Origin of the sequence: Brevibacillus sp. HB1.4B (genome assembly GCF_013284285.1) — a bacterium.
Lineage (GTDB): Bacteria > Bacillota > Bacilli > Brevibacillales > Brevibacillaceae > Brevibacillus > Brevibacillus porteri.
The window spans coordinates 601173-624913 of sequence record NZ_JABSUT010000001.1 but is presented as its reverse complement, the minus strand read 5'-3'; the positions used below and the strand labels follow the sequence as shown (position 1 = coordinate 624913).

Annotated in this window: 22 protein-coding genes; 4 read left to right on the top strand and 18 right to left on the bottom strand. The window is 45.3% G+C overall.

Going from position 1 to position 23741, the window contains the following annotated elements; genetic code table 11:
- Positions 1–19: 19 nt before the first annotated feature.
- The 4 genes from HP398_RS03075 to HP398_RS03060 form a co-directional block, all read right to left on the bottom strand.
- Positions 20–1678 (bottom strand): flavin-containing monooxygenase, encoded by a 1659-nt coding sequence (locus tag HP398_RS03075; RefSeq protein WP_173621793.1) that lies wholly within the window; start codon positions 1676–1678, stop codon positions 20–22.
- A 135-nt stretch (positions 1679–1813) separates the two neighbouring features.
- On the bottom strand, positions 1814–3253 hold the full coding sequence (locus HP398_RS03070) for a DUF1254 domain-containing protein (RefSeq protein WP_173621792.1): 1440 nt from the start codon (positions 3251–3253) through the stop codon (positions 1814–1816).
- Between the two features lie 24 nt (positions 3254–3277).
- Positions 3278–4681 (bottom strand): DUF1254 domain-containing protein, encoded by a 1404-nt coding sequence (locus HP398_RS03065; RefSeq protein WP_173621791.1) that lies wholly within the window; start codon positions 4679–4681, stop codon positions 3278–3280.
- A gap of 18 nt (positions 4682–4699) precedes the next feature.
- Positions 4700–5644 (bottom strand): alpha/beta hydrolase, encoded by a 945-nt coding sequence (locus HP398_RS03060; protein WP_371736703.1) that lies wholly within the window; start codon positions 5642–5644, stop codon positions 4700–4702.
- A 151-nt stretch (positions 5645–5795) separates the two neighbouring features.
- On the opposite strand from HP398_RS03060, the gene HP398_RS03055 reads away from it, so the two are divergent.
- Positions 5796–6488 carry a LuxR C-terminal-related transcriptional regulator gene (locus tag HP398_RS03055; RefSeq protein ID WP_173621790.1) on the top strand — a complete coding sequence of 231 codons (693 nt, stop codon included), beginning with the start codon at positions 5796–5798 and terminating at the stop codon, positions 6486–6488.
- A 78-nt stretch (positions 6489–6566) separates the two neighbouring features.
- Here HP398_RS03055 and HP398_RS03050 read toward each other — a convergent pair whose 3' ends face one another.
- The 8 genes from HP398_RS03050 to HP398_RS03015 form a co-directional block, all read right to left on the bottom strand.
- Complete coding sequence (locus tag HP398_RS03050; protein ID WP_173621789.1) at positions 6567–7763, bottom strand: acyl-CoA dehydrogenase family protein; 1197 nt, start codon at positions 7761–7763, stop codon at positions 6567–6569.
- 128 nt (positions 7764–7891) lie between these two features.
- Positions 7892–8299: a MaoC/PaaZ C-terminal domain-containing protein gene (locus HP398_RS03045; protein ID WP_017248449.1), complete on the bottom strand. Its 408-nt coding sequence runs from the start codon at positions 8297–8299 to the stop codon at positions 7892–7894.
- A gap of 27 nt (positions 8300–8326) precedes the next feature.
- Positions 8327–8785, bottom strand: coding sequence for a MaoC family dehydratase N-terminal domain-containing protein (locus HP398_RS03040; protein WP_217368468.1), 459 nt, complete (start codon positions 8783–8785; stop codon positions 8327–8329).
- A gap of 31 nt (positions 8786–8816) precedes the next feature.
- Entirely contained in the window at positions 8817–9632 is an 816-nt protein-coding gene (locus HP398_RS03035) for an SDR family NAD(P)-dependent oxidoreductase (protein WP_173621787.1), read from the bottom strand.
- A 25-nt stretch (positions 9633–9657) separates the two neighbouring features.
- Positions 9658–10836 carry a lipid-transfer protein gene (locus HP398_RS03030; RefSeq protein WP_173621786.1) on the bottom strand — a complete coding sequence of 393 codons (1179 nt, stop codon included), beginning with the start codon at positions 10834–10836 and terminating at the stop codon, positions 9658–9660.
- 132 nt (positions 10837–10968) lie between these two features.
- Positions 10969–12555, bottom strand: coding sequence for a long-chain-fatty-acid--CoA ligase (locus HP398_RS03025; protein ID WP_173621785.1), 1587 nt, complete (start codon positions 12553–12555; stop codon positions 10969–10971).
- A 1-nt stretch (position 12556) separates the two neighbouring features.
- Positions 12557–14098, bottom strand: coding sequence for a class I adenylate-forming enzyme family protein (locus HP398_RS03020; protein ID WP_173621955.1), 1542 nt, complete (start codon positions 14096–14098; stop codon positions 12557–12559).
- 39 nt (positions 14099–14137) lie between these two features.
- A complete protein-coding gene (locus HP398_RS03015) occupies positions 14138–14920 on the bottom strand; it encodes an enoyl-CoA hydratase/isomerase family protein (RefSeq protein WP_173621784.1) in 783 nt (260 codons plus the stop codon).
- Between the two features lie 209 nt (positions 14921–15129).
- Here HP398_RS03015 and HP398_RS03010 point away from each other — a divergent pair, with 209 nt between their 5' ends.
- From HP398_RS03010 to HP398_RS03000, 3 genes are all read left to right on the top strand, one after another.
- Positions 15130–16041, top strand: coding sequence for a LysR family transcriptional regulator (locus HP398_RS03010; RefSeq protein ID WP_017248442.1), 912 nt, complete (start codon positions 15130–15132; stop codon positions 16039–16041).
- A gap of 182 nt (positions 16042–16223) precedes the next feature.
- Positions 16224–16658, top strand: a complete 435-nt coding sequence (locus HP398_RS03005; protein WP_144615613.1) for an SRPBCC family protein — start codon at positions 16224–16226, stop codon at positions 16656–16658.
- Positions 16659–17030 carry an ArsR/SmtB family transcription factor gene (locus tag HP398_RS03000; protein WP_173621783.1) on the top strand — a complete coding sequence of 124 codons (372 nt, stop codon included), beginning with the start codon at positions 16659–16661 and terminating at the stop codon, positions 17028–17030.
- Positions 17031–17144: 114 nt separating this feature from the next.
- Here HP398_RS03000 and HP398_RS02995 read toward each other — a convergent pair whose 3' ends face one another.
- The 6 genes from HP398_RS02995 to nikB form a co-directional block, all read right to left on the bottom strand.
- On the bottom strand, positions 17145–17720 hold the full coding sequence (locus HP398_RS02995; RefSeq protein ID WP_173621782.1) for a hypothetical protein: 576 nt from the start codon (positions 17718–17720) through the stop codon (positions 17145–17147).
- 174 nt (positions 17721–17894) lie between these two features.
- Positions 17895–19250, bottom strand: coding sequence for a M20/M25/M40 family metallo-hydrolase (locus HP398_RS02990; RefSeq protein WP_173621781.1), 1356 nt, complete (start codon positions 19248–19250; stop codon positions 17895–17897).
- Between the two features lie 35 nt (positions 19251–19285).
- A complete protein-coding gene (locus HP398_RS02985) occupies positions 19286–20251 on the bottom strand; it encodes an ABC transporter ATP-binding protein (protein ID WP_173621780.1) in 966 nt (321 codons plus the stop codon).
- Between the two features lie 19 nt (positions 20252–20270).
- Positions 20271–21236 (bottom strand): ABC transporter ATP-binding protein, encoded by a 966-nt coding sequence (locus HP398_RS02980; RefSeq protein WP_026043082.1) that lies wholly within the window; start codon positions 21234–21236, stop codon positions 20271–20273.
- A gap of 10 nt (positions 21237–21246) precedes the next feature.
- On the bottom strand, positions 21247–22791 hold the full coding sequence (locus HP398_RS02975; protein ID WP_173621779.1) for an ABC transporter permease: 1545 nt from the start codon (positions 22789–22791) through the stop codon (positions 21247–21249).
- Between the two features lie 17 nt (positions 22792–22808).
- Positions 22809–23729 (bottom strand): nickel ABC transporter permease, encoded by a 921-nt coding sequence (gene nikB, locus HP398_RS02970; RefSeq protein ID WP_017248436.1) that lies wholly within the window; start codon positions 23727–23729, stop codon positions 22809–22811.
- Positions 23730–23741 lie beyond the last annotated feature (12 nt).

Sequence of the window (23741 nt, the reverse complement as noted above, 5' to 3'; positions counted from 1 at the left end):
TCTTCATTTGCATCTACTTCTAGGATATGGTTTCTCTAGTGGACGCCGGTGTTAAGGAGAAGCCCTCATAGCCCTTGGCTGCGACCTCGTTGCAAATTTTGCGATAAGCTCCAACACCGCCTACATAGATGAGGAATCCACGTGGTTTGCCCTCTATATTTGCACCTGTGTACCAGGAATCTGTTTTCGTGTAGAGTGTCGAATCAGCCACTTCACTACAATGCGTGCTCCAAGCCTCCTCTGCCTCCACTTTCGCCTCAATAGATGCAATCCCATGTTCGCGCAAATATTCTATGCAATCGCCAATCCATTCCACATGCTGCTCAATGGAAACAGGAACGTTGGACAAGGAGGAAGGACTCTCAGGACCCGTAATCATAAACATGTTCGGGAAACCAGCGTTTGCGATGCCAAGGTACGTTCTCGTTTGCGGACCTCCCGCCCATTTTTCTTTGAGTGAGATCCCGTCTTTTCCACGAATATCAATCTTAAACAACGGCCCGGTCATCGCATCGTAACCCGTTGCAAAAACGAGGATATCCAGTTCATACTCTTCTTCCGTCGTTTTGATTCCCTTGGGTGTTATCTCGGTAATCGGCCTACTCTTCACATCGACTAACGTGACATTATTGCGGTTATATGTCTCATAATAATTGGTGTCCAGAACAGGCCGTTTCGCAGCGAAATAATAAGTTGGTTTCAAAAGCTCGGCCACCTTGGGGTCTTTTACAACTTCGCTTATTTTGGAGCGAATAAAATCGGCTGCTGTTTCGTTGGCTTCTGCGTTTATGATCAAGTCATTGTAAGTGCTGCCTAACCCAAAGCCTCCCCGATCCCAGACCTTTTGATATTCCCGCTGGCGTTCTTCCGGTGTATCTTCCAACGCAGATCGATCATTTTGCACTTTGTGAAGATAGCCAGTTGCAGATTCACGTGTTTGCCGTTTTATCTCGCTATAGTTGGATTTCGTCTGGCGTATAAATTCCGAATCATAGGGATGGTTTCTCGCTGGCGTGCAATACCCTGGTGTCCGCTGAAAGACAAACAGATGCGCTGCCTCCTCGGCAATGACCGGAATCGATTGGATGCCGCTTGAACCTGTACCGATCACGCCAACTCGCTTCCCCTTGAATTCTACTTTTTCATGTGGCCAATGTCCGGTGTGGTACCACTCGCCTTCGAAGCTATCAAAGCCCTTGAACTTGGGAATATTGGAGGAGGAGAGATTACCGACCCCCGTAATAAAATACGTCGCCGTTACATGTGTGCCATCTTCCATTTGGAGTCGCCACATGTTTTGTACCTCATCGAAATGGGCCGCCGTTATGCGCGTATGAAACTGGATGTCACGCCGCAAATCGAATTTGTCCGCTACATAGTTGAGGTAACTCAGAATTTCTGCCTGTTCCGGGTATCTAGAGGACCAAGTCCATTCCTGATAGAGCTCCTCAGAAAACATGTAATTGTAAATGATGCTTTCCGAGTCGCATTTCGCTCCGGGATAACGATTGGCATACCATACGCCTCCCACATCTGGAGCGGCCTCGTAGACTTGTACAGAAAATCCTGCTTCACGCAAGCGATAGAGCATGTATAGTCCTGAGAATCCTGCGCCGATGATCACTGCGTCGAAGTCGTTATTCGAATTCACCTGGGCTTTGTGCTGAGTTGATGTCATTCCTGTTCCAACCTCCCCATGAAATCATTTAGTAGAATAGTTGAAGCAACTACTTAAAGTTTATGGTTTTGTTAGTTATCCGAATATTCCTAATTCCGCACGTGGACATTCCCTCAAAAGGAGAGGTTCAAAGCTTTACTCATTCACTACTTTGATAGCCGGTATGACAAAGGTATTCTCCTGTAAAGACTCATCCGGGGTGTAGATTCTTACTACCAAACTAAAATTTGGAGCTGTCGTTGAGGTAGGCGATGGCAGCCAGTTAGTCTCTTTGCCCTTCGGTGGTGTGCTTTGAATGTAGATATCCAGCGAACCATCCTCATTGTATTTCAGCCCTTCCGTGCGATCGCCAATGGAATAGCGGTCCAACTCATTATCGATAAAGTGATTTTCAAAATTGTATAGGCTAATCGACCAGAACGATTTTGTCGGAGGGATCTGCTCTTTTTCAAAATGAATCACGTATTTTTTCTGTCCGACCAACGGAGTCCCGCCATCATCCACACGAGTTGATGCATAAACAGCTTCTTCCGGTGTATTGGCACCAATTCCATGCATGGCAACCATGGCTCTATTTAAATAATAGGTATCATAAATACCCACTCGCTCATTGTTTACTCGCCAATTTCCATTGTTGGGTCTTTGCAGAATACTGATGGAATTTTTTATGATCTCTTTTGCATCTTTTCCTGCTTTCGTCAAACCTTCCCATACAACAGGATCATCCTCTGCGTGAAATGTCCCTGCCTGATAATCCAAGCCGATGAACTCCAGCTTGCTTAGAAAAGCTTCGTCCCTTTTTGGTGGCGGGTAAAGCTTCATCAATTCAGCGAGTAATGGGTAAAATTTTGACGGATCATCGAAGTCAGCCGATTCTATTTTGGGCAGACCAATCGCGCCTAGTTTCTGGTTATCATCCAAGGGAGCTAACGTATACCCTTCTTGAATGTTATAAACGTTGGGCAAGTCTTTTTCGCCATTGACAAATGTTCTCCCGAGGATCCAAAGCATGTCCGTAGGCGCCCGAACGATCTCTACGTTACCTGGCAGCTTTCCTTCCCACTTCGGTCCCACAATAATTACTTTTCCACCTTTGTAATCATCCAAATTGGACCCGCCAATATACTTGAAGGAGTTGCTGTAGGCATCCATCATTTGTAAGGTGAAATATCGATCGATTTTGGGATAGCTCAACACTTGCGGACCTTTTGATAAATCCAGCCATGCTGTTGAGTACAACGTGTCATTGTTCGGTTTGACAAAATCTTTGAAGCTTGCATCTGCCAGCACTTTGTCGTGATGGAATGTGTTTAAAGGGGTTTTCTCAGTGAACTGCTGCATCGTTCTTGCCATTTCCACTAGGGTATAACCGTAAATGTAAGCATCCACCCCTACACTGTACGCCAAATTGGTACGGTACGGAGCTTGCACGAGTGGCGCCGAATTTCGTGTAGCCGAAGTCTGTGGCTGAACACTTCCTGCATGATATTGCTTGTTTTCGTTTGCATATGCACTACCCGTTGCCATGGACATCAGTACACTCAATGCTGTAATGAACAGTCCTGCCTTTTTCACAAGCACTTCCTCCTTTGCTGTTTGTCAGTTTACTTTTTGCACCGTGGGGATTTCGTAATTGCCTTCCAGAACAATCGGCTTGGGTAAATACAGTCTGAGCATCAAGTTAAAATCTCCTGCTGGAGTCGGTAGCCAGTTCGATTGTTTTCCAGCTGGCGGATCTTTCTGGAGGTAGATATCGAGAGACCCGTCTGCATTGTATTTCAGTTCCCTCGTGCGGTCGCCAATGGCATAACGGTTGAGACGGTTTGGTACGAAGTAATAATCTGCTCCATACAGGGTTAATGACCAAAAAGCATCAACAGGAGGAAGGTTATCTTTTGAAAAGCGAATGACATAGCGATTCTCTCCCGAAAGTGGGGTTCCATCGCGATCTACATCCGTCCTTTGGTATACGCTCTCACTCGGGATGTTGGCACCGAAGGCCGTACGAGCGACAACTGCTCGCTTTAGGTAATCCACCCCATATGTTCCGTAATCGAGGTTTAGACTCCATGTATTTTGTCCTTGTCCTTTGACAGCACTTGCCATTGCAAGGATTTCTTCCCCATCTTTTACAGCGCGCCTTAACCCTGCCAGAGTCGCTTCATCCAACGTAGTTTCATCAAAATCATCGGTTGGGGTAATTCCAATGTGTTCGAACTGCTTGACGTGAGCTTCATCCGCTGAAGCTGGCTGATTGGATTTCATGGAGCTGGTCAGAAGGCTAAAGAACGACAGCGGGTCCTTTTCGTCCAATATCGCAGCAGATGCATTCGAGGAAGAGCTGATCTTCGTTGATTGGACAAGGGGTGTAATCGTCATCTGTTTTTGAAGGGCGGTTACATTCGGAATATCTGTTTCTCCATCTATTAAAATACGCCCACCAGCAAGCACTGTATTGGTCGGGGACTTGATGACTTTCCTATTTGCTGGCAGATCGCCTTTCCAGTTTGGTCCGACGATCAAAAATTTTCCTTCTTTTGTGTCAGTGGTTCTCGTCCCAATATAGTCAAAAGAATTGGTCCAAGCGTCCATCAATTGGATGGTGTAATATCTTTTTCCGAAATCAGGTACGTGCAGAACCAGTGGACCTTGCGCAAGGTCAAGATAGGCAGCAGAGTACAACGTATCGTGATTCGGGGAGACCACGCCTCTATAATCAGCAGCAGGCAGCGCTTGAAGATGAAAAAACTGATTCAAGGGCCTTTTATCTTGTAAAGCACTCCTCTTCTTTTTTTCCAATGTCACAAGAGGATAACCGTAAATGTAGGCTTGGATACCCAGGCTGTACGCAAGATTCTCACGTGACTGTTTCGTTGATACCGTTCCCTGCGACACCATAACGTTAGCCTGTGCATGAGCTGTTAAAGCAGGGGTACTAACAGAAAAGCATAGCGTTGTCAGAACAGTAGCCAGTGATAAAATCAATCGTTTTCCTTTCAACATCGTTCCAAGCCCCCTACCCTACTTGGTTACAATCTGATCGATTGTATGCAGAAATTCCGTTATGCGAGAAATCGTCGCTTTTATCTGCTCCGGAAATACGGCCATATTCGTAAAATATCCGTGTACTAACCCCTTCTCGCATACCGCTTCAACCTTTACTCCTGCATTCTTCAAGCGTTCGGCATATGCGATTCCCTCATCGCGCAATACATCACATTCGGCAGTGATCACGATAGCAGGAGGAAGATTGCTCAAATCTCTCGCTGATAGTGGAGCTACATACGGATTGCCTTTATCATACTCATGATTGATATAACGGTTGGAAAACCACAACATCAGGTCCCGATTCAGACCAAACCCTTCTTGAAATTCCATGTAAGATGGAGAGTCAAAGCGCATGTCCGTCACTGGGTAAATAAGGACCTGTGCCTTTATTGCCGGGCCGTTTTGGTCTTTTGCAAGAAGCGAGAGAACGGTAGAAAGATTTCCTCCTGCACTATCACCACCAACTACCAAATCGGAAGCGCTTCCATTAATAGAGGAAGCATTTTCACTCACCCACTTTAACGCTGCATAGGAATCAGCGACGGGAACAGGAAACTTATGCTCCGGCGCCAATCGATAATCGACCGATACGACGATTCTTCCTGATAGATGAGCCAGCATCCGGCAGCTAGCATCTACGGTTTCAAGATCACCGATTACCCAACCGCCACCATGATAATAAACAAAAAGCGGAAACGTACCTTGACCCTCCGGTGTGTACATCCTGATGTTTATTTCGGCATCCGCTCCAGCAGGAATCAGCTTGTCCTCAACTTTTGCGAGCGGTGCAAGCTCTACCTCGACAGCAGGAATCTGTGCAAATATGTCTCTTACTGCTTGCGGCTCCAATTTATGAAGGGGCGGTAATTGGTTAATCCTTTCCAAATAAACTTTTGCTCTTGGATCTATATTTGCCACGAAGCATCCATCCTTCCCTTGATATGATGTATACTTGAAGGAAATAGATTCAGAGAAGAGCTATAATCCTTATCTTAAGCCTACTTTTTTCTGTATAATTGGAATATTCCCATTTTGTAGCGCATCGATTCCCCCAAAAGGAGATGACAAAGTGACTGCAACCTATACCATTGAAGAACAAGTTCGAAAGCTGGATGCCATAACGAATCATGAAGAAAAATTATATAAAATTCTTGAATTATACCTGGAGCTATTTCCAACTCAGGATGCTTCTTTATATCGCTATTCGCCTATTGGCTATTTTGGAGAAGGAATTATCTCTCTCTCAGCAAAAGGATTACGTCATATACGGGAAAAACGTGATGATATTCGTGGATACAGCTTTTTGCAGGATGTCATCCGTGAAAGAAAGGCCAAGTACTGTTCTGGCATTGAATTTTTTAAACAAACCAGCAGCAATTACCCTCATTCCTCCAATGCGCATGCCGTTTTAGTTTCCCCCATTTGCTACGGTTCGGTCGTCATTGGCTTTATATCCTCCAAAGAATTCCATACGGGAGCAATCATTGATGACGAAATCCTTGCGTCTGTCACTCTGTATGGCAAGCTCGTTGGGAAGTTCATTGAAGACTATCAGCGGGTAGAAAACTCTTTGCAGCTAAGCAAACGAGAACTGGAAGTGATGAAAAAAATCGCGTGGGGTGAGAGTACGAAGGAAATGGCAGATTCCATGAATATCAGTGAATTAACCGTAAAACAATACGTAAAATCCGCGATTCAAAAGCTGGGCGCTAACAATCGTTCCCATGCAGTTGGAGAGCTCTACCGCCAAGGGATTATTTGATAGGATGAGTACAAGGTCACATAAAAGCCGACAGGGCTATCTGTCGGCAGTCTGTTCTTTGTGAAAATTCCTTTCCCACTATAAGCCAAGGTTTTTGGCGATAATATTTTTCATAATTTCTGTTGTGCCTCCATAGATTGGCATCACGGCAACATCCCGATAACGACGGGCGATCGGATATTCTTCCATAAATCCGTATCCGCCATGAAGCTGTAAGCAACGGGCTGACATCTTCCTTGCCATTTCTGTAATGAACCATTTTGCCATGCAAATTTGGGTAACGATATTTTCGCCTTGCATATGTTTTTCTGTTAAATCATCAAGGAAGGTCTGCGCCATTTTTAATTCGGTTGCCATTTCTGCTATTTCAAATTGTGTATTCTGAAAGGAACTGATCGGTTTCCCGAAAGCATGTCTTTCTTTTACATAGCTCATGGTTGACTTGAGCATCTCTTCTGCTATGACCATTGCACCCAAAGCAATCAAAAGCCGTTCCTGCTGCAATTTTTCCATCAAGTAGTAGAAGCCTTGGCCTTCTTCTCCTAATAGATTAGGGACAGGAACACGCGCATCCTCAAAAATCAGCTCAACCGTATCTGTAGAATGCTGGCCCAGCTTTTTCAACTTGCGTCCGCGGGAAAATCCGGGTGTATCCGCATCCACCAAGAGGATGCTGACACCTTTCCGAGCTGGAGTTGCTTTTGGATCGGTTTTGACTGCAACGAAAAACAGCGATGCATTGATACCGTTGGAGATAAAGGTTTTCTGCCCGTTTACGATATAGTGATCGCCCTCACGAATAGCCGTTGTACTCATACTCGCCAAGTCCGATCCGATCCCAGGCTCTGTCATCGCCACTGACGTCGTTACCTCTCCACTCACACATTTGGGCAAATACCTTTTCTTTTGCTCTTCGTTTCCAAATCTTTCGAGGTAAGGGACGATAATCGAAGAGCTCGTGCTTGCCAACGTACCTACCCCAACACGGTGTAACTCTTCCGCCAAGACGAGATTGAAGCCGAAGTCGAGGCCAAGACCGCCATATTCAGGCTGCACCTGCGGACAAAGAAACCCTTGCGCACCCAGCTTCTCATAAAATTCTCGTGGCGTGTATTTTTCTTCTTCCCATTTCTCGATGTAAGGGACAGCTTCTTTTTCGAGAAATTTTTGCAAAGAAGTTCGGAACATATCATGTTCATGGGTGAGAAAACGTCTCTCTCTTCTAAATAAATCAAATGTATTTGGTTTAGATGAAGTCGTTGAATATGACACCATGCACCCCTCCTCTTTTTTGAATTGTTCATACATATAGGAAAGACCGTCTATGAGAACCGTGAGGGCTATAGTGGCAACCAATTTCACGGTACTCAAGCCGGTCAGTTAGGAAACGCAGACCAAATCTATTACCTTGATGGCAATTTCGCCTCAAAGATGCCTGAAACTTTGACTTCTCCTTCGCTGTTCTTTGCCAGTACTTCTCCCACTACAGTGTTATCCAACTTTTTTTCCAGAACTTTTCCGACAATCTGAATCGATTCGCCTGGAAGTGTCATTTTGCTAAAACGAACTTGTATTTTCTGGATATTTTTTCGAGAAACCCAGGAAGTAACTCCTTGGGACAGCATCCCCATGACCAGCATTCCGTGAGCGATGATCTTCATACCTGCTTTCTCTGCGAACTCTTCCACCAGATGCAGCGGGTGAAAATCGCCGGAAGCACCTGCAAACCGAACGAGCTGCACGCGGGTGATCGGTTCTTTTTCCAGAACAGGGAACTCGTATCCTTCACTTACATCCTCATAAAATATCATGGCGTTCTCCTTTCTTCTCATGCCCCATTAATGACGATGCACGATCGTGTTTCTCGTAATAGCTACCAGTTCTCCTCGCTGATTTCGATACTGATTTTCAGATGTGACCAAGTCCATCGATCCGCTGCTTCCTGTCTTCGTTTCGGCATCGACAACCTTGCTCGTGACTGACAGCACGTCTCCCGTGACAATGTCACCCAAGTATTCGTAGGATTGCTGTCCATGCAAAACTCTCGCCAGTTTTAATCCCAACTTCTCCATTTTTTCAACGGAACCCATGCCGCCCCACAAGTCAATAACTTGCAAAAAGGTTGGCGGGATAGGAATGCCATCGTAGCCTTCTTTTTTAGCAGCCTCTAGATCGTAATAGATCGGGTTGTCATCACCGATAGCGAGTGCCAATTCTTTTATTTTTCCTTTTTCTACGGGCATGGTGTAAGGTTTAAACTCCAGCCCGATCAAATCTTTCACATTTGACACGCTCATTCACCTCATCTGCATAAATTGGACGAAATGATTACGTCAAAGAACCGCCGTTTACCCCAAGCACTTGTCCATTGATATAGTTGGACAAGGGGGAGGCGAGGAATAAAATGCTTTCAGCTGCTTCCCTTCCGCTGCCAACTCGTTTTTGCGGAATGTTACTGATTAACTTCTCCCTTACTTTTTCTGGGATGCCCGCTGCTTCTCCGTTGACAATAAGACCTTCCTCTTTGGGACGAGTAAGCCTAGTATCGATGAAGCCAAAGGCAACTGCATTGCTGTTTATGTTGAATTGCCCCCACTCTTTCGCTACCACCTTGGTTAATCCAATGACACCTGCTTTTGCAGAAGAATAATTGGCTTGCCCCATGTTTCCTCTCACCCCGGAACCGGAGGAGACATTGATAATCTTGCGGTGATAAACGATGCCTTGTTCGATCTCTTTTTTGGCGACATCGCGCATGTATGGGGATGCTTCACGAATCAATCGGAAGGGAGCGATCAGATGGATGTCTAGCATTGCCTGGAATGCTTCGTCCGTCATTTTATGAAGAAGGCCGTCAATACAATAGCCAGCATTGTTCACCAAAATATCCAGTCGGCCAAAGGCAGAAATCGTCGCATCTACCAATTGCTTCGGATAGACTGGATCTGTTACGTTTCCGCAAAATGCGATCGCATCGCTTCCGAGATCCTTGATCGTAGAAACTACTTCTGTTGCCGGTTCTTCATCTCGATCAGCCACAACGACTCGCGCGCCATTTTCAGCTAATACCAATGCCGTTTCACGGCCGATTCCACGTCCAGCCCCTGTAACGATCGCTACTTGGTTTTCCAACATTTTTGCCATTTCCACTCTTCCTTCCATTTCGTTTTTATCCAACTCGATACATAGTTACGACGCAAGCACCACCAAGACCCAAGTTGTGATGCAAGGCAACTCTTGCATTTTCCACTTGCCGTTTCTGTGCCTGCCCGCGAAGCTGCCAGACCAGCTCCGTGCACTGGGCAAGACCCGTTGCTCCGATTGGATGTCCTTTTGACATCAAGCCACCAGAAGGATTGACAACCACTTTGCCACCGTATGTGTTATCGCCATCATTGATCAATTTCTCTGCTCCTCCTTCCTCACATATCCCCAGGCTCTCATAGGTAATGACCTCATTTGGGGTGAAGCAGTCATGGAGTTCCATCACATCGACTTCATCTGGGCCGATGCCTGCTGCCTCATAGACCTGTTTGGCGGCACGACGTGTCATATCTGCTCCCACCAGATTGAGGATATTGTCGTGACTGACATTCATATCCGTTGTCAGCGCTTGCGCCAAGATCTCGACTGCGTTGGAAATACCGTGCTTTTTGGCAAATTCCTCACTGCAAACAATAGCCGCTGCCGCGCCGCAGGTTGGTGGACAGGCCATAAGACGTGTCAGTCTAGGCATCAATTCCGGAGCACTCATGACCTCTTCTACTGTCAGTGTTTGTGTGAATAGCGAGTACGGATTTTGAACGGCATGATTCCTTGTTTTCACGGAGACTTTTGCAAAAATGTCTGGATTTGCTCCATACTTCTCCAGATACTCCTTACCTGCTGAACCAAACAAGCGGATGGCATTCGGAGACTGCGGTACTTCTGGCCACAATTCCTTCAAGCGATCCTGCAACCAGCCAGTTGCTGGTGTTCGATCATCCCAATGAGATTTCAATGCGCCCGGCTTCATTTCTTCAAAGCCAACTGCCAGTGCGCACTCTACAGCGCCAGACTCTACTGCTTGTCGTGCCAGGAACAGCGCATTGGAACCAGAGGAGCAGTTGTTGTTGATATTAAAAATCGGAATCCCGGTCATCCCCACCTGATATAACGCTCTTTGACCACACGTGCTGTCACCGTAAACGTAACTTGCATATGCTTGCTGGATCTCGGAATAGTCAATTCCCGCATCTTCCAGTGCACCTTTTACCGCTTTTGCTGCCATGACTTCATACGGCTCGTGTGCTCCCGGTTTTGTAAACGGTATCATATTGACACCAATTACTTTTACTTTTTTACCCAATAGTCTCGCCTCCTTTGGTAGATTGATGAAGTCACTTTTCATATTTGCGAATAATTAGAATCTTTAAATGAATAATAAATTTATGCTCGTATTTAATAAAGTTTAGAACGCAAAAGGTACATTAAGAAAATATTAATGGGTACGATTTTCCTCAACCAATGTACGGCGCAATATTTTGCCCACTGCCGATTTCGGCAATTGCTCCCTGAATTCGATCAATCTGGGCACTTTGTATTTCGCCAACCGTTCTTTGCACCATTCCACAATATCTTCTTCTGTCAGCGAATGGTCTTTCTTCACAACAATAGCTGCTTTGACGGTTTCTCCACGGTAGGCATCCGGGACACCGAATGTACACGCTTCTGCAACGGCTGGATGCATGTACAGGACCTCATCAATCTCGTTGGGATAAATATTGTATCCTCCTGCGATGATCATTTCCTTCTTTCTTCCGACAACATACAAGAAGCCATCCTCATCCAGCATGCCCGTGTCACCCGTAAAGAGCCATCCATCACGGATCGTTTGCGCTGTCTCTTCTGGTTTTTTCCAATATCCTTTCATGATTTGCGGACTTTTCAAAACAATTTCACCCGTTGCTCCCAGTGGCATTTCTTTCAAACCTGTTTCCATATCCACGATTTTTACATCGGCATTTGGGACTGGTATCCCTACGCTCCCTGTTTTTCGAATACCTTTACCAAATACCCGAACGATAACAGCGTTGGATTCTGTAAGTCCATACGCTTCAGAAATACGGACGCCCGACTTATGTTCAAATGCTCGCAATACTTCTAACGGGATCGGAGCAGCACCTGATCTGCATATTTTCAATGAACGCAAATCATCCTCCCGAAAATCAGGATGATTCACTAATGCGACAAAGACAGTCGGTGACGCTGAGAGATGAGAGGGACGATACTTGCGGATGATGGGAAGAGTGTCATGGATGCGAAAATGCATGATGGGAATGTAGACACCTGCATGGAAGATAGAGGCGATCATGACCATCAAGCCTGCACCATGGAACAACGGGAAAACACCAAGAAACCGTTCGCCGGGACGCTGAAGTGCCCCTTCGTCTGTGATCGAGGTATGGTACGTGGTCGCTACCGTGTTGTAATGCGTAATCATTACCCCTTTAGGTGTTCCTGTCGTTCCCCCTGTGTACTGTAGGACAGCAATATCTTCCTTGCTATTGATTTGCAAAGGAGGGAGTGTATCGTTTTGTTCTTCGATCCACTGATAGAAGTAGGCATATCCAGCTGGATTGTGATCTGTGGTTACGATCGTCAGCTTATGGTGATAGCCGGTACTTTCTAGTTTCTCGATCTGACTGCTATCACAAATCAACCAACTCGGCTCCGAGTCATCCAGCATGATAAGCAATTCCCGCTGCTGAAACATGGGATTCAGTTGGACGACAATCCCCCCTATTCGTTGAACTGCGAAATAGGCGATGATATATTCTTTGCAATTGTACAGCATGATTCCCAAGCGATCTCCCTTCTTGCATCCACGTCGATGCAAGGCACCGGCAAAACGATCCACTGCGTGCTTCAGTTCGGTATAAGTAAACGCCAGATCCGCTTCGATAATAGCTGGATGATGAGGAAAATCTTGTGCAGCTCGCTCAAGGAAATGGTAGATGGAGCACAGAGGAATTTCCATTTCAACGGGGATCGTTTTCGGATAAAAGGCGTGCCATGGCTTTTTCAAACTACCGACTCCTTTCATTAGAAAAAGTGGATTCGGATTGATGTTTTATGTAACGGCTCCGCAATTCATATTTCAATATTTTCCCAGAAGGATTTCTTGGCAAAACGTCCGTGAAGATTACTGCGCGAGGAATTTTGTAACCAGCGAGATGCTTCCGACAGAATTCAATTAACTCGGTTCTATCGATGGTATAACCAGGTTTTGCGACGATTACCGCTGCCACTATTTCGCCCCACTTCTCATCGGGAACTCCTATCACTGCTGCTTCCCATACACCATCAAAAGCATACAGAATGTTCTCTACTTCAACGGAATAGATGTTGCTGCCACCCGAAATAATCATATCTTTTTTGCGATCAACAAGTGTTATGAAGCCATCTTCATCAACGGAACACAAGTCTCCCGTATATAGCCACCCGTCACGAATTGCCTCAGCAGTAGCCTCTGGATTTTTATAATACTCCTTCATGATCATGTCGCTCCGAAGAAGCAATTCCCCAATTTCTCCTGGGGCAACTTCTTTTCCATCCTTGTCAACGACTTTAGCTTCCGTCAAGAATCTAGACTTTCCGCTTGTCCCCAGCTTTTCCTTATGATCCTCCGGATATAAGTAAATCCCGGAAGGTCCGCCTTCTGTCAATCCACAACGGTTGTTGAACTGATCCGTCTTAAACAGTTCCATACTTTTCTTGATGAGTTCAGGAGACATCGGTGCTCCACCGTACCTTAGACTTTCAATCGAGGATAAATCGTATTGGTCTGCATCTGGGACTTGCAGCATCATGTTATACATCGTTGGAACGGCAATAAATGATTGAATTTTGTATTGATCAATTGCTTTTAGAACTTCAACAGGATCAAATTTTTGTTGAATGACAATTGTTTGTCCCAAAAATAAATCCTTGAAGAGGATACTGAATCCTGCACCGTGAAAGAAAGGCATGAAATGCAAGATTCGGCTGTTCATTGTTTCCCCACTCAAACCAAGCGAATGAAAAATGAACAAAATAGCTCGATGATGATCGAATACGGCTCCTTTGGGTCTTCCTGTCGTTCCGGATGTATACAGGATGTGAGAATCATCATGCTGTTCAACCACTACATCAGGCTCATTTTCATTTTCGGTCAGAACTTGTTGCAACGACAAATGTCCTTCTACTTGCGCATGATGAACAGCAATACAATGAGCGACCTTGGCAGATCGAGCCTGTTCAATCAGCGCTCCAAACTCTTCATCATAAATGACCAGCTTGGCATCCGAATGATCGATGAGGTATGCTGCTTCTGATTTCGTCAGGCGAACGTTAATCGGAACCGTGACAGCACCGATCTTGGCGGCCGCAAACAAAGCGATCGGGAAGATATTGGAGTTTTTCATCATGAAGCATATTTTTTCACCTTTTGTAATCCCAAGTGAAAGCAAGCCATGTGCCAGTCGATTTACGATTCGATTTAGCTGTTCATACGTGTATGTCTGATCCTGATAGATGATCGCGACTCTATCCGGCATCATATTCGCGTTTCTGACAAGTGAACTCCCCATATTCACGATGACGCACCTCACCAACAAGGAAATCTCACATTATTTCCCTTTAAATTGTGGAGCCCGTTTTTCAAAAAATGCAGTAACTCCTTCTTTCAAATCTTCCGTCTGAAAACATACTCCTTGACCAAAGGCTTCCAACTCCAAAAATTCTTCTAAGCTGACATTTGCGCTATAGTGAACGAGTTGTTTGATCAGTCCAATTGACAAGCTTGGCCCTTCTGCAATCTTTTGCGCTATGGAACATGCCCGTTCCAGTAAGATGTCATCATCGACTACTTCATTCACCAACCCGAGTTGGTATGCTTGTTCTGCCGAGATGCGCTCTCCCAACATCATCAGTTCTTTTGCTCGGTGAGGCCCTAATGATTGTGTTAAAAAATGAATCCCACCGAAATCGGGAAGTGCCCCCACTTTCACGAAACTTTGAATGAAGAAAGCGGAACGGGCTGCAATCACCAAGTCACAGGCTAATGCCAGACTGACTCCTGCTCCTGCTGCGGCGCCATTTACTGCTGCTATCATGGGTTTTTCCACTTTTCTCATCATGTGGAGCAGCTCATAATACTGTTTCATTCTTTTACGGGTAGAAAAGGCATTCGAAGTATCGCCCTGAACGTTGTTCAAATTGCCACCAGCACTAAACGCACGTTCTGTACCCGTGATGATAACCGCTTTGACTTGGTCGTCATATTGAATTTCCCTAAAGGTATCGAGTAGTTCCCATGCCACTTCCGTTAAAGGATTTCTGATTTCTGGCCTGTTCAATTTGATGATGCAGACTTTGTTTTCCATAGTAGTCACGATGTTTTTTTCCTTCATACGACTCACCTCTTTGCGTACTCGGACCAAGTTTGGTCAAATGTCATTAAAACGATAATTCTGATTGTTCGGAATCTTGTATTCATGATATTCTGGTATTATCTATTTTTAAAGTTTAGAAATGAAAAGGTTCGTTATGTAAATATTAATGGCTCATATAAGCAAGCCTAAACAGTCTACTTGAAAATCAATGGTACTGAGGTGAAGCTATGCGAATCGAGCAACTAATCTACATAACTGAAATAGCAAAAACGGGATCGATTGCGAATACAGCCGAACGACTTTTTGTATCTTCTCCAGGTATAAGCCTTGCGATCAGCAGTTTGGAGGAGGAGCTGGGTGTAAAGATTTTTGATCGATCTCGAACAGGATTAGAGCCAACTGAACTGGGTAAAAAGCTGATCGCTCGTGCACAGGAAATATTAATCCATATCGAGGAATTTAAAAACGAGGCGAAATATGATTCTTCCAAGTTCGAAGGACAGCTATCCATCTCAACTGTCCCTGGCATCTGTAGAACCATCATCCCAAAAACATTGGCTTCTATTAATTTGAAATACCCAAAAGTCCATCTTCACGTGAAAGAAGCACATCTTACGCAAGTTCGAAAAGACGTTTTAAATGGTGATGTCGACATTGGCATTATCTACTCATTTCCCTCCTCCCACGAAGAAAACCAACTACTTACCACAACACATCTCACCGATACCTCCATGATGGTTTGCTTTCGAAAGGATTCGGAATTGGCATCCAAAGACATTCTTTACATGGAGGATCTATATAACTACCCGCTTGTTGGATCAACCAATTTGAGTGACACAAAAAAATTTCATGCCTATATTTTTGGGGAGTTTGATAAAATCAATTTTTTGGTTCAATCTCAAAATTATGAAACAAAAAAACATTTCATCTCACAAGGATTGGCATTGGGCTTTGAAACCTGCCTAACGACGAAAGCTGATCCATTTTTTCAAGGGGAAGATATTATTTGTAAGCCCGTCATTGCAACAGAGCCCGTGGTCTCCTATTATTGCATCAAACGAAAAAACCAATACTTTTCCAAAGTCGGTAAGGAATTTTTAAAAGAACTTCAAGCCCAGGCGAATCAATATAAAGAATAAGCAAATAATGCGTCGATGCATGAATATGACAAAGGAGCTTCAGTAAATCTGATCTCCTTTTTTTGTATAAACGTTGATCATTGGAGGAAAAATACCATTTACATAAAACCAAATGGTGTTATATCATCATGAAGTAAAACCAAAAGGTGTTATATTTTCACTACGAAACGGAGAGATTTATCGTGGAACAGAACAATCAACAAACCGTAGAAGATATTAAACAAACCATTGTTTTCGACGCCCCTATTCAAAAGGTATGGGAGAAAGTATCCACTGCGGAAGCCATTTCTGCTTGGTTTATGCCGAATGATTTTCAACCAGTGGTAGGTCACGAGTTTCATATTCAATCGCCTTTTGGACCGTCCCCATGCAAAGTGTTGGAAGTAGAAGCACCTCATCGCCTTTCTTTTGCTTGGGATACAGACGGTTGGGTAGTCTCGTTTCTTTTAAAAGACCTGGGAGATAAAACGGAGTTTACCCTTATTCATGGTGGATGGAAAGCGGCAGATGAGATCATCGGAAAAGCAAACGCGAAGAGCGCAATGATTCGTGAGAAGATGAATCAAGGTTGGGTTGGAATTGTTCACGAGCGTCTGAAAAAGGTTGTGGAGGGCTAAATGTCTGCTTCAGCAGAAAAGGTTGATGTATTTCAAGCGATCGCTGACCCTACTCGTCGAGAAGTACTTCGCTTGCTAGCTGAAAAAGAATTGCCTATCTCTTCAATTACCTCTCATTTCCCCATAAGCCGAACGGCTGTGGTCAAGCATCTTCATATACTTGCTGACGCAGATTTGGTTACGGGACATAAGGTAGGTCGCGAGAAAATCTATCGGTTGCATCCCGGTCCCCTAACAGAAGTAAAGCAATGGCTTTCCTTTTACGAGCAGTTTTGGAACAATAAGCTCTCTATGTTGAAGCATCTGGTGGAAACCGATGACGATACGGCATTAACTGTCGTGCAATCGGAACCGGATCAAAAAAGGAAATAGTTTATCATGCCCTTCCCTCTTGATCGATTGACCCAAGATCAAGAGGGTTATCTTTGATCAGGTATTTCTTATAGCAAAAAGACTGCCGATTGCTCGACAGTCTGGGTAATTGGCTTACTTATTCAACAGCTCAGTCAGTTCAGTGGATTCGGTCAAGTGCAACGGTGCTGTTCCATAAGCTTTGCCATCTTCTGAATCAAACATATGGTTTTTGTTGTCTCCGCTCAATACGAAGAACAGTGTCTTCGCCTTTACTTCTGCTTTGTTATCAGTTCCAACAGTCGCTGGCAAAGTGTTTGTCGTTACTTCAGCGTAGTTGAATTCAACTGCCAAAGCCTCTTTCTTGTCCTTCTCCACCGCTTGGGTGCTGTCATCAAAACGCATTTGGTCCGCAGGTGTTTCAAAACGTTTATTCATTAGTGCAAGAATTTCCTTGAACTTGTCATCTTCCGGCTTCAGGGATGTTTTTTCCCCTTGCTTGTACACAACGATTTCTTGTGGAGCAACGATCACCTGTTGCTCTTCTTTTTTCGCTTCTTCAGGTTTTTGCGTAGTTGCTTCACCTGCTGGTTGTTGGGTACCTGTTGCCGCTTGATCTTGTTTTGCTGGTTGCTCTGCAGTTTGCGTGTTGCCGCAAGCAGTCAGGACTGCTAACAGAAGTGCAGCTGGGATCAATGTAGACTTTTTCATGTTGAGGATCACCTTTTCTATATTCTCTCTCCACTGTTTTATTCGCGTATTAGAAATAAGGGCGATCGCGAACAATCGCGAACACGCCCGTGCCGTTACTGATACGTGGAGTGCTATTAACCCAAGCATTATATTACATATGGATATGAATAGCAAATTACTACTTATTGATTCTTACTTTGAAAGCTCCCCTAATCGATGAATCACATGGCATGTACATGAAATGCCCTGATAAAAAAGGGCCACTTTCATATTTTCATTCGGCGCATGATTCGCCTCATCTGCGTTCGCATACGGGACCATCACGGATGGGACTCCGAGAATCTGAGTCCAGACATAATCGGGGAGGCTCCCGCCGACTCCAGGTACAAGAAGAGGATCTACTCTGTACGCATCTCTGACTGCCTGTGTAACCACTTTCACGATCTCTAGTTCAGCAGAAGTACGTGAAGGTTTCATTTCTCCTTGATGCAAGACCTCTATGGAAGGATTGTGTTTTTTCACATGTTCGCAAAGCTTTTGAAAAATATCGTCTGGGTCTTGATCGATGACTAGCCGTATATCCATTTTCACACGCGCAGTGGCAGGAATAATCGTCTTGGAGCCGTCTCCCCCGTATCCACTGTGAAAACCGCAAATATTGAAAGTCGGTTCCAAGGATACCAAGCGATAAAAGGTTTCGGCATCCGCTTCGATATCTGGATATCCGATCTGCTCGATTAACACCTCACGTTCAAAAGGAAGCTTGCGAAGCAAATCCAGCTCATAGGCAGTCGGTTGGCGGATATTATCGTAAAATCCTTCGATTAGCACCCTCCCTTGCTCATCACGCATCGTTTTTAACAAGTCAATAAGCATCCATGCCGGATTGGGTGCGATATTTCCCATATTTCCCGAATGATGATCCCATTTTGCTCCGTGTGCTACCAGTTCGACACCAAGAATACCCCTGACACCTAACTCAACAGAAGGGATACCACTTCCATGCATGGGCCCATCTGATGTGTAAACAAGGTCACATGCCAATAGCTCTTTATTCTCTTCAACGAAAGTCGCGAGATGAGGACTACTGTTTTCCTCCTCCCCTTCAAATACCAGCTTCACATTGACTGGCAACTCACCAAAGCTGTCCAAATACGTTTGAATCGCCAGTACCTGAGCCATTAACTGACCTTTGTTGTCTCCTACTCCTCGACAATAAATCCTTCCGTCTCGTATGTTCGGTTCAAAGGGTGGCGACAGCCATTCCTCGAGCGGCTCAGGGGGCTGGACATCATAGTGACCATAGATCAATACTGTGAATGCATTCTCAGCCTTTATCCATTCTCCATATACAATTGGATGTCCCGCTGTTTCCATTAGGCGACTCTGTATCCCACATGCCTGCATCATCTCATTCAACAGCTCCGCACATTCTCGTACGCCTACATTGGTTGTACTTATGCTTTTCTGTTTCAACAAGGCAAACAGTTGCTGTAAATAAAGTTCTTTACGCTCCACTATCAGACGCTGAACAGTAGCTAAGCTCATGCTATATTCTCTCCTATCTATGGTTTCCTTTTTGATCAGACATAGAGATGACAAGCCACACTATGCGAATCGGTTACCTGCTGCATATCTGGTCTGATTTCTTTGCATATCTCCATCACATTCGGACATCTACTGGCAAAAGCGCAGCCCAGTGGAGAGTTGGCTGGTAAAGGCACGTCCCCTTGCAAAATGATTCGTTCTTTCCTCAATCGGGGATCTGCCACTGGGATGGCGGATAACAACGTCTTGGTATAAGGGTGTAATGGATTGGCGTACAATTGTTCCGTTGTCGCAAGCTCCGCCATTCTCCCTAAATACATGACTCCTACACGATTGCATATATGCCGAACTACCCCGAGATCATGGGAAATGAACAAGTAAGTCAGTTGAAATTCTTCTTGTAAATCCTGCATGAGATTTAAGATTTGCGACTGGATCGATACATCTAGTGCAGAGACGGGTTCATCAGCCACTACTAGCTGTGGTTGAAGAATCAGTGCACGAGCAATGCCAATTCGTTGCCGCTGCCCACCCGAAAATTCATGAGCATACCGCTCAGCATACGTGCGATTTAACCCGCAAACCTCCATCATATGATGTATTTTTTCCAAACGCTGATGTTCATCACCCAATCTATGGGCTTTTAGCGGCTCATCTAGAATTTCCTTTACCGTCAATCGTGGGTTAAGCGACGAGAATGGATCTTGGAACACCATTTGAAAATGCTTGCGCTGTTGCCTCAGTTCACTCGCTGATAAGGAGGACAGACTCCTGCCTGCAAAGCTGATATCTCCTGAAGTTGGTTTTATCAGGTTCAAAATCGCCCTGCCCATCGTCGATTTTCCACATCCGGATTCTCCTACCAGCCCGAGCGTCTCTCCTTGATTGATGGTAAACGAAACATGATCGACGGCCTTCACTACACTCTTCGTTTTTTGCAGCAGCTTGCTCTTCCCTGGATAAAACACCTGTAACTGTTGTACTTCTACTAATGGGTCCATCCCAACACCTCCCGTTCTCCTAGGCATGTAACCAGCAGCGGCACGTATGATTATTGCCGACCGAAACGATCGCGGGGTCTTCCACCCAGCAACGGTCAATAACACGATCGCACCGTTCTGCAAAGCGACAACCCTTGGTAATCGACCCTGCTGGCGGGACTTGCCCTTTGATCGTATATAAGCGGCTTCTCTTTTCTACTGAAGAGGGCATGGATTGCAGTAGACCAATGGTATAAGGATGCTTAGGATTATGGAATAAATCATCGACGTCAGCTTCTTCCACGACTTCTCCTGCATACATCACCAGAACGCGATCACACATCTCAGCGACCACCCCCAGGTCATGAGTGATTAGCATGATGGCTGTATTTTCTTTTTCTTGCAATTTTTTCATCAGGTCTAAGATTTGCAATTGAATCGTTACATCCAGCGCCGTTGTTGGTTCATCCGCAATCAACAGCTTTGGCTGGCATGCCATCCCAATCGCAATCATTACCCGTTGCCGCATTCCACCCGACAATTCGAACGGATAGCTTCGGTAGATTTGCTCAGCACGGGATATACCGACGCGCTTTAGCATCTCAATGGATTGTTCTTTTGCTTCCTGTTTGGATGCGCACGTATGAAGTAGAATAATCTCATCGATTTGTCGGCCGATCGTAAAAACAGGGTTTAAGGAGGTCATCGGCTCCTGGAAAATCATCGCGATCTCGTTTCCTCGGACCACACGCATTTCTTCCTCGGAGAGTTGGGTCAAATCCCTGTTGTTATAAACAATTTGTCCATTCGTAATGCGGCCGGGTGGGCTGATCAGGCGCATGATCGATAGTGAGGTAATGCTTTTGCCGCAACCGGATTCTCCGACGATCCCCAAGGTTTCACCCGCATGAACAATAAAGGAAATACCGTTGACGACAGTTATCTCTTCCTTTTCTTTCTTAAAAGAAACCTGTAACTGGTTGACCTCTAAAATAGGCGTATTCATTCGTTCACTTCTACTCCTTTAGCTTGGGATCGAGCGTATCTCGCAGACCGTCGCCAAACAAATTGAAGCAGACGACAGTCAGTACAATGGCGATCCCAGGAAAAAATGTTGGGTAGAAAAAATTCCGGCTGTTGTCTTTGGCTGCACTCAACATCGCCCCCCATTCCGGAGCTGTTATGTCTCCACCTAGACCGAGAAAGCTAAGAGCAGCTCCAAGCAGAATCGCTGTACCAATTCTCATCGTCAAATAAACCATGACCACAGGAAGCATACCGGGCAAAATATGCCGTATGATAATCACAAAATCCTGCACACCGATTGATTTAGCCGCTTCCACATACGTCATTTGCTTTAACGCTAAAGCACTCCCTCTGACGATGCGGATGAAGATGGGAACCGTAAAAACTGCTACTGCAAAAATAATGTTAACCATCCCAGCCCCTAGCACGGCAATCACTGCGATCGCGAGCAATATCCCCGGAAACGCCAACAAAATATCGGTTAGACGCGTAATGATCGAGTCAATCCACCTTCCGTAATATCCAGCTAATAGGCCAAGCAGCGTCCCAATAACAGCACCGATCCCGACAGATACGAAACCAATGAACAGTGTTTCACGAGTCCCAGCCAAGACACGACTGAAGATATCCCGATTTTGATGATCGGTTCCGAACCAGTGCAGTAGGGATGGCTGTTGATGTTTCCTATTGTCCATAAGTGCGATATGCGTCTGACTAGGCTGTATTTGGACGAGTACAGGCTCTTGCATCGATGTTTCAACAGCTATCGGGACAATGGTAGATACAGGCCCGATTGATACTTTCACTTGCCCGATACCCTGACCAAGCGCGGTCACCATCCCATCAGGCGTTACACGTACTACTTTTTCATCTGTCGACTGGTAATGAATTTGTCCGTCCTCTTCCGATTGCTTTTTCTTGGCTGTTACGAACCCGTTGTTTTCTTGTGAGACAGCCTTGTTCGCCCCCACTACTTGTTTCAGGTTGCTACGAATTTGTTCTAAGCCGATCAGCTTAACATCATTTGAAAGTCTGGCCTCTAGCTCAAGCTGGAAGATGTCCCCCTTCTTTACCATGCCTGCCGGACCTTGAAGCAGCAGCTGCGTAAGAATCGGTGGGGAGTCCTCTGCAGAAACGTCTAGCTTGATCTGCGTAGCGATATCTCCTTTTGCCATCAGCACCGTTGTGCTTCCTTGCCCGACTGGTGTTATGGTGATCGAGCCATTCGATTCACTGACGGTGGAAATCTGTCGGTTCGTACTTTGCAGCATAAGCTCAGACACAGGGCGTTCTGTACCATCACTCATGATCCCGCTTATTTGAATCGATCCGGTCAATTCTTTCGTTTTGTCGATTCCCTTTTCCTCATACTGCTCTGTCACAGGCCGATTCGGATCATAGGGTGTGATCCATGGCCCTGCCAACCCTAGCAGAAAGATGCCGATTAATATCCAGAAGGCTACTACCGCCATCGTCTGTTTCTTGAACTTTTTCAAAAATAGCTGAATGGGAGAGTGAGTATTCTGACTTTTCATTCGTCTGCTCCTCTTTGTTATTCATAACGGATTTGCGGATTCACAAGACTGTAGCTGATATCTACAAGAAGATTGACGATGAGAAACTGGACGGAAAAGAGCAGAATGAGCGCTTGCATGGCCGGATAATCGCGAGCGAGAACGGAATCAATCAAATACGATCCCAGCCCTGGCCAGGCAAAAACTTGCTCAACTACGACTGCTCCTCCGAGCAAAAAACCAAATTGCAACCCAGTCATCGTGATCACGGGAATCAGCGCATTACGCAATACATGCGTCCAAATGATGACTGACTCTCGCTGCCCTTTTGCCTTGGCTGTGCGTACAAAATCTTCCTGTAATACTTCAAGGACACTGGAGCGTGTAAAGCGGGCAATGATCGCAGACACTCCGAATCCTAGTGTTATCGACGGAAGCAGAAGGTGCGCAAAGGTTCCGCTGCCACTGGTTGGGAACCACCCCAACTGCACGGCAAACATTTGCATGAGCATGAGTCCGAACCAAAACTCCGGAATGCTAATGATCGTCGTGGTTGAGATAATCCCGATGCGATCCCAAATCGACTTGCGCCGAGCCGCTGAATAAATTCCGACAACCAGGCCTATAATCAGCGCCCAGAACATGGCGGCAAACGTTAATCCAAGCGTGTATAAGAACCGCTTACCGATCTCGTCAGACACATTGGTCTTTGTTTTATAGGAAACACCGAAATCGCCGGACAAAATTTGCTGAAGATAACGACCGTACTGCACATAGAGTGGATCATGAAAGCCTAGATTCGCTTTTACTTTCTCATAGGTGGCCATATCCATTTCCGCACCGTACATGATGCGGATCGGGTCGCCAGGGGTAAGATGTACGAACAAAAAAGAAAGGATCGAGATGATCACTAAAATGGGAATCATGCCCAATATGCGACCAAAAATATATCTAGCCATTTCCTACACCTT

Coding starts and splice junctions, on each gene's coding strand:
- HP398_RS03075 (WP_173621793.1), bottom strand. CDS start 1,678: ATGACATCAACTCAGCACAAAGCCCAGGTGAATTCGAATAACGACTTC.
- HP398_RS03065 (WP_173621791.1), bottom strand. CDS start 4,681: ATGTTGAAAGGAAAACGATTGATTTTATCACTGGCTACTGTTCTGACA.
- HP398_RS03050 (WP_173621789.1), bottom strand. CDS start 7,763: ATGGTGTCATATTCAACGACTTCATCTAAACCAAATACATTTGATTTA.
- HP398_RS03045 (WP_017248449.1), bottom strand. CDS start 8,299: ATGATATTTTATGAGGATGTAAGTGAAGGATACGAGTTCCCTGTTCTG.
- HP398_RS03040 (WP_217368468.1), bottom strand. CDS start 8,785: ATGAGCGTGTCAAATGTGAAAGATTTGATCGGGCTGGAGTTTAAACCT.
- HP398_RS03035 (WP_173621787.1), bottom strand. CDS start 9,632: ATGGCAAAAATGTTGGAAAACCAAGTAGCGATCGTTACAGGGGCTGGA.
- HP398_RS03020 (WP_173621955.1), bottom strand. CDS start 14,098: ATGGGGAGTTCACTTGTCAGAAACGCGAATATGATGCCGGATAGAGTC.
- HP398_RS03015 (WP_173621784.1), bottom strand. CDS start 14,920: ATGAAGGAAAAAAACATCGTGACTACTATGGAAAACAAAGTCTGCATC.
- HP398_RS03010 (WP_017248442.1), top strand. CDS start 15,130: ATGCGAATCGAGCAACTAATCTACATAACTGAAATAGCAAAAACGGGA.
- HP398_RS03000 (WP_173621783.1), top strand. CDS start 16,659: ATGTCTGCTTCAGCAGAAAAGGTTGATGTATTTCAAGCGATCGCTGAC.
- HP398_RS02995 (WP_173621782.1), bottom strand. CDS start 17,720: ATGAAAAAGTCTACATTGATCCCAGCTGCACTTCTGTTAGCAGTCCTG.
- HP398_RS02990 (WP_173621781.1), bottom strand. CDS start 19,250: ATGAGCTTAGCTACTGTTCAGCGTCTGATAGTGGAGCGTAAAGAACTT.
- HP398_RS02985 (WP_173621780.1), bottom strand. CDS start 20,251: ATGGACCCATTAGTAGAAGTACAACAGTTACAGGTGTTTTATCCAGGG.
- HP398_RS02980 (WP_026043082.1), bottom strand. CDS start 21,236: ATGAATACGCCTATTTTAGAGGTCAACCAGTTACAGGTTTCTTTTAAG.
- HP398_RS02975 (WP_173621779.1), bottom strand. CDS start 22,791: ATGAAAAGTCAGAATACTCACTCTCCCATTCAGCTATTTTTGAAAAAG.
- nikB (WP_017248436.1), bottom strand. CDS start 23,729: ATGGCTAGATATATTTTTGGTCGCATATTGGGCATGATTCCCATTTTA.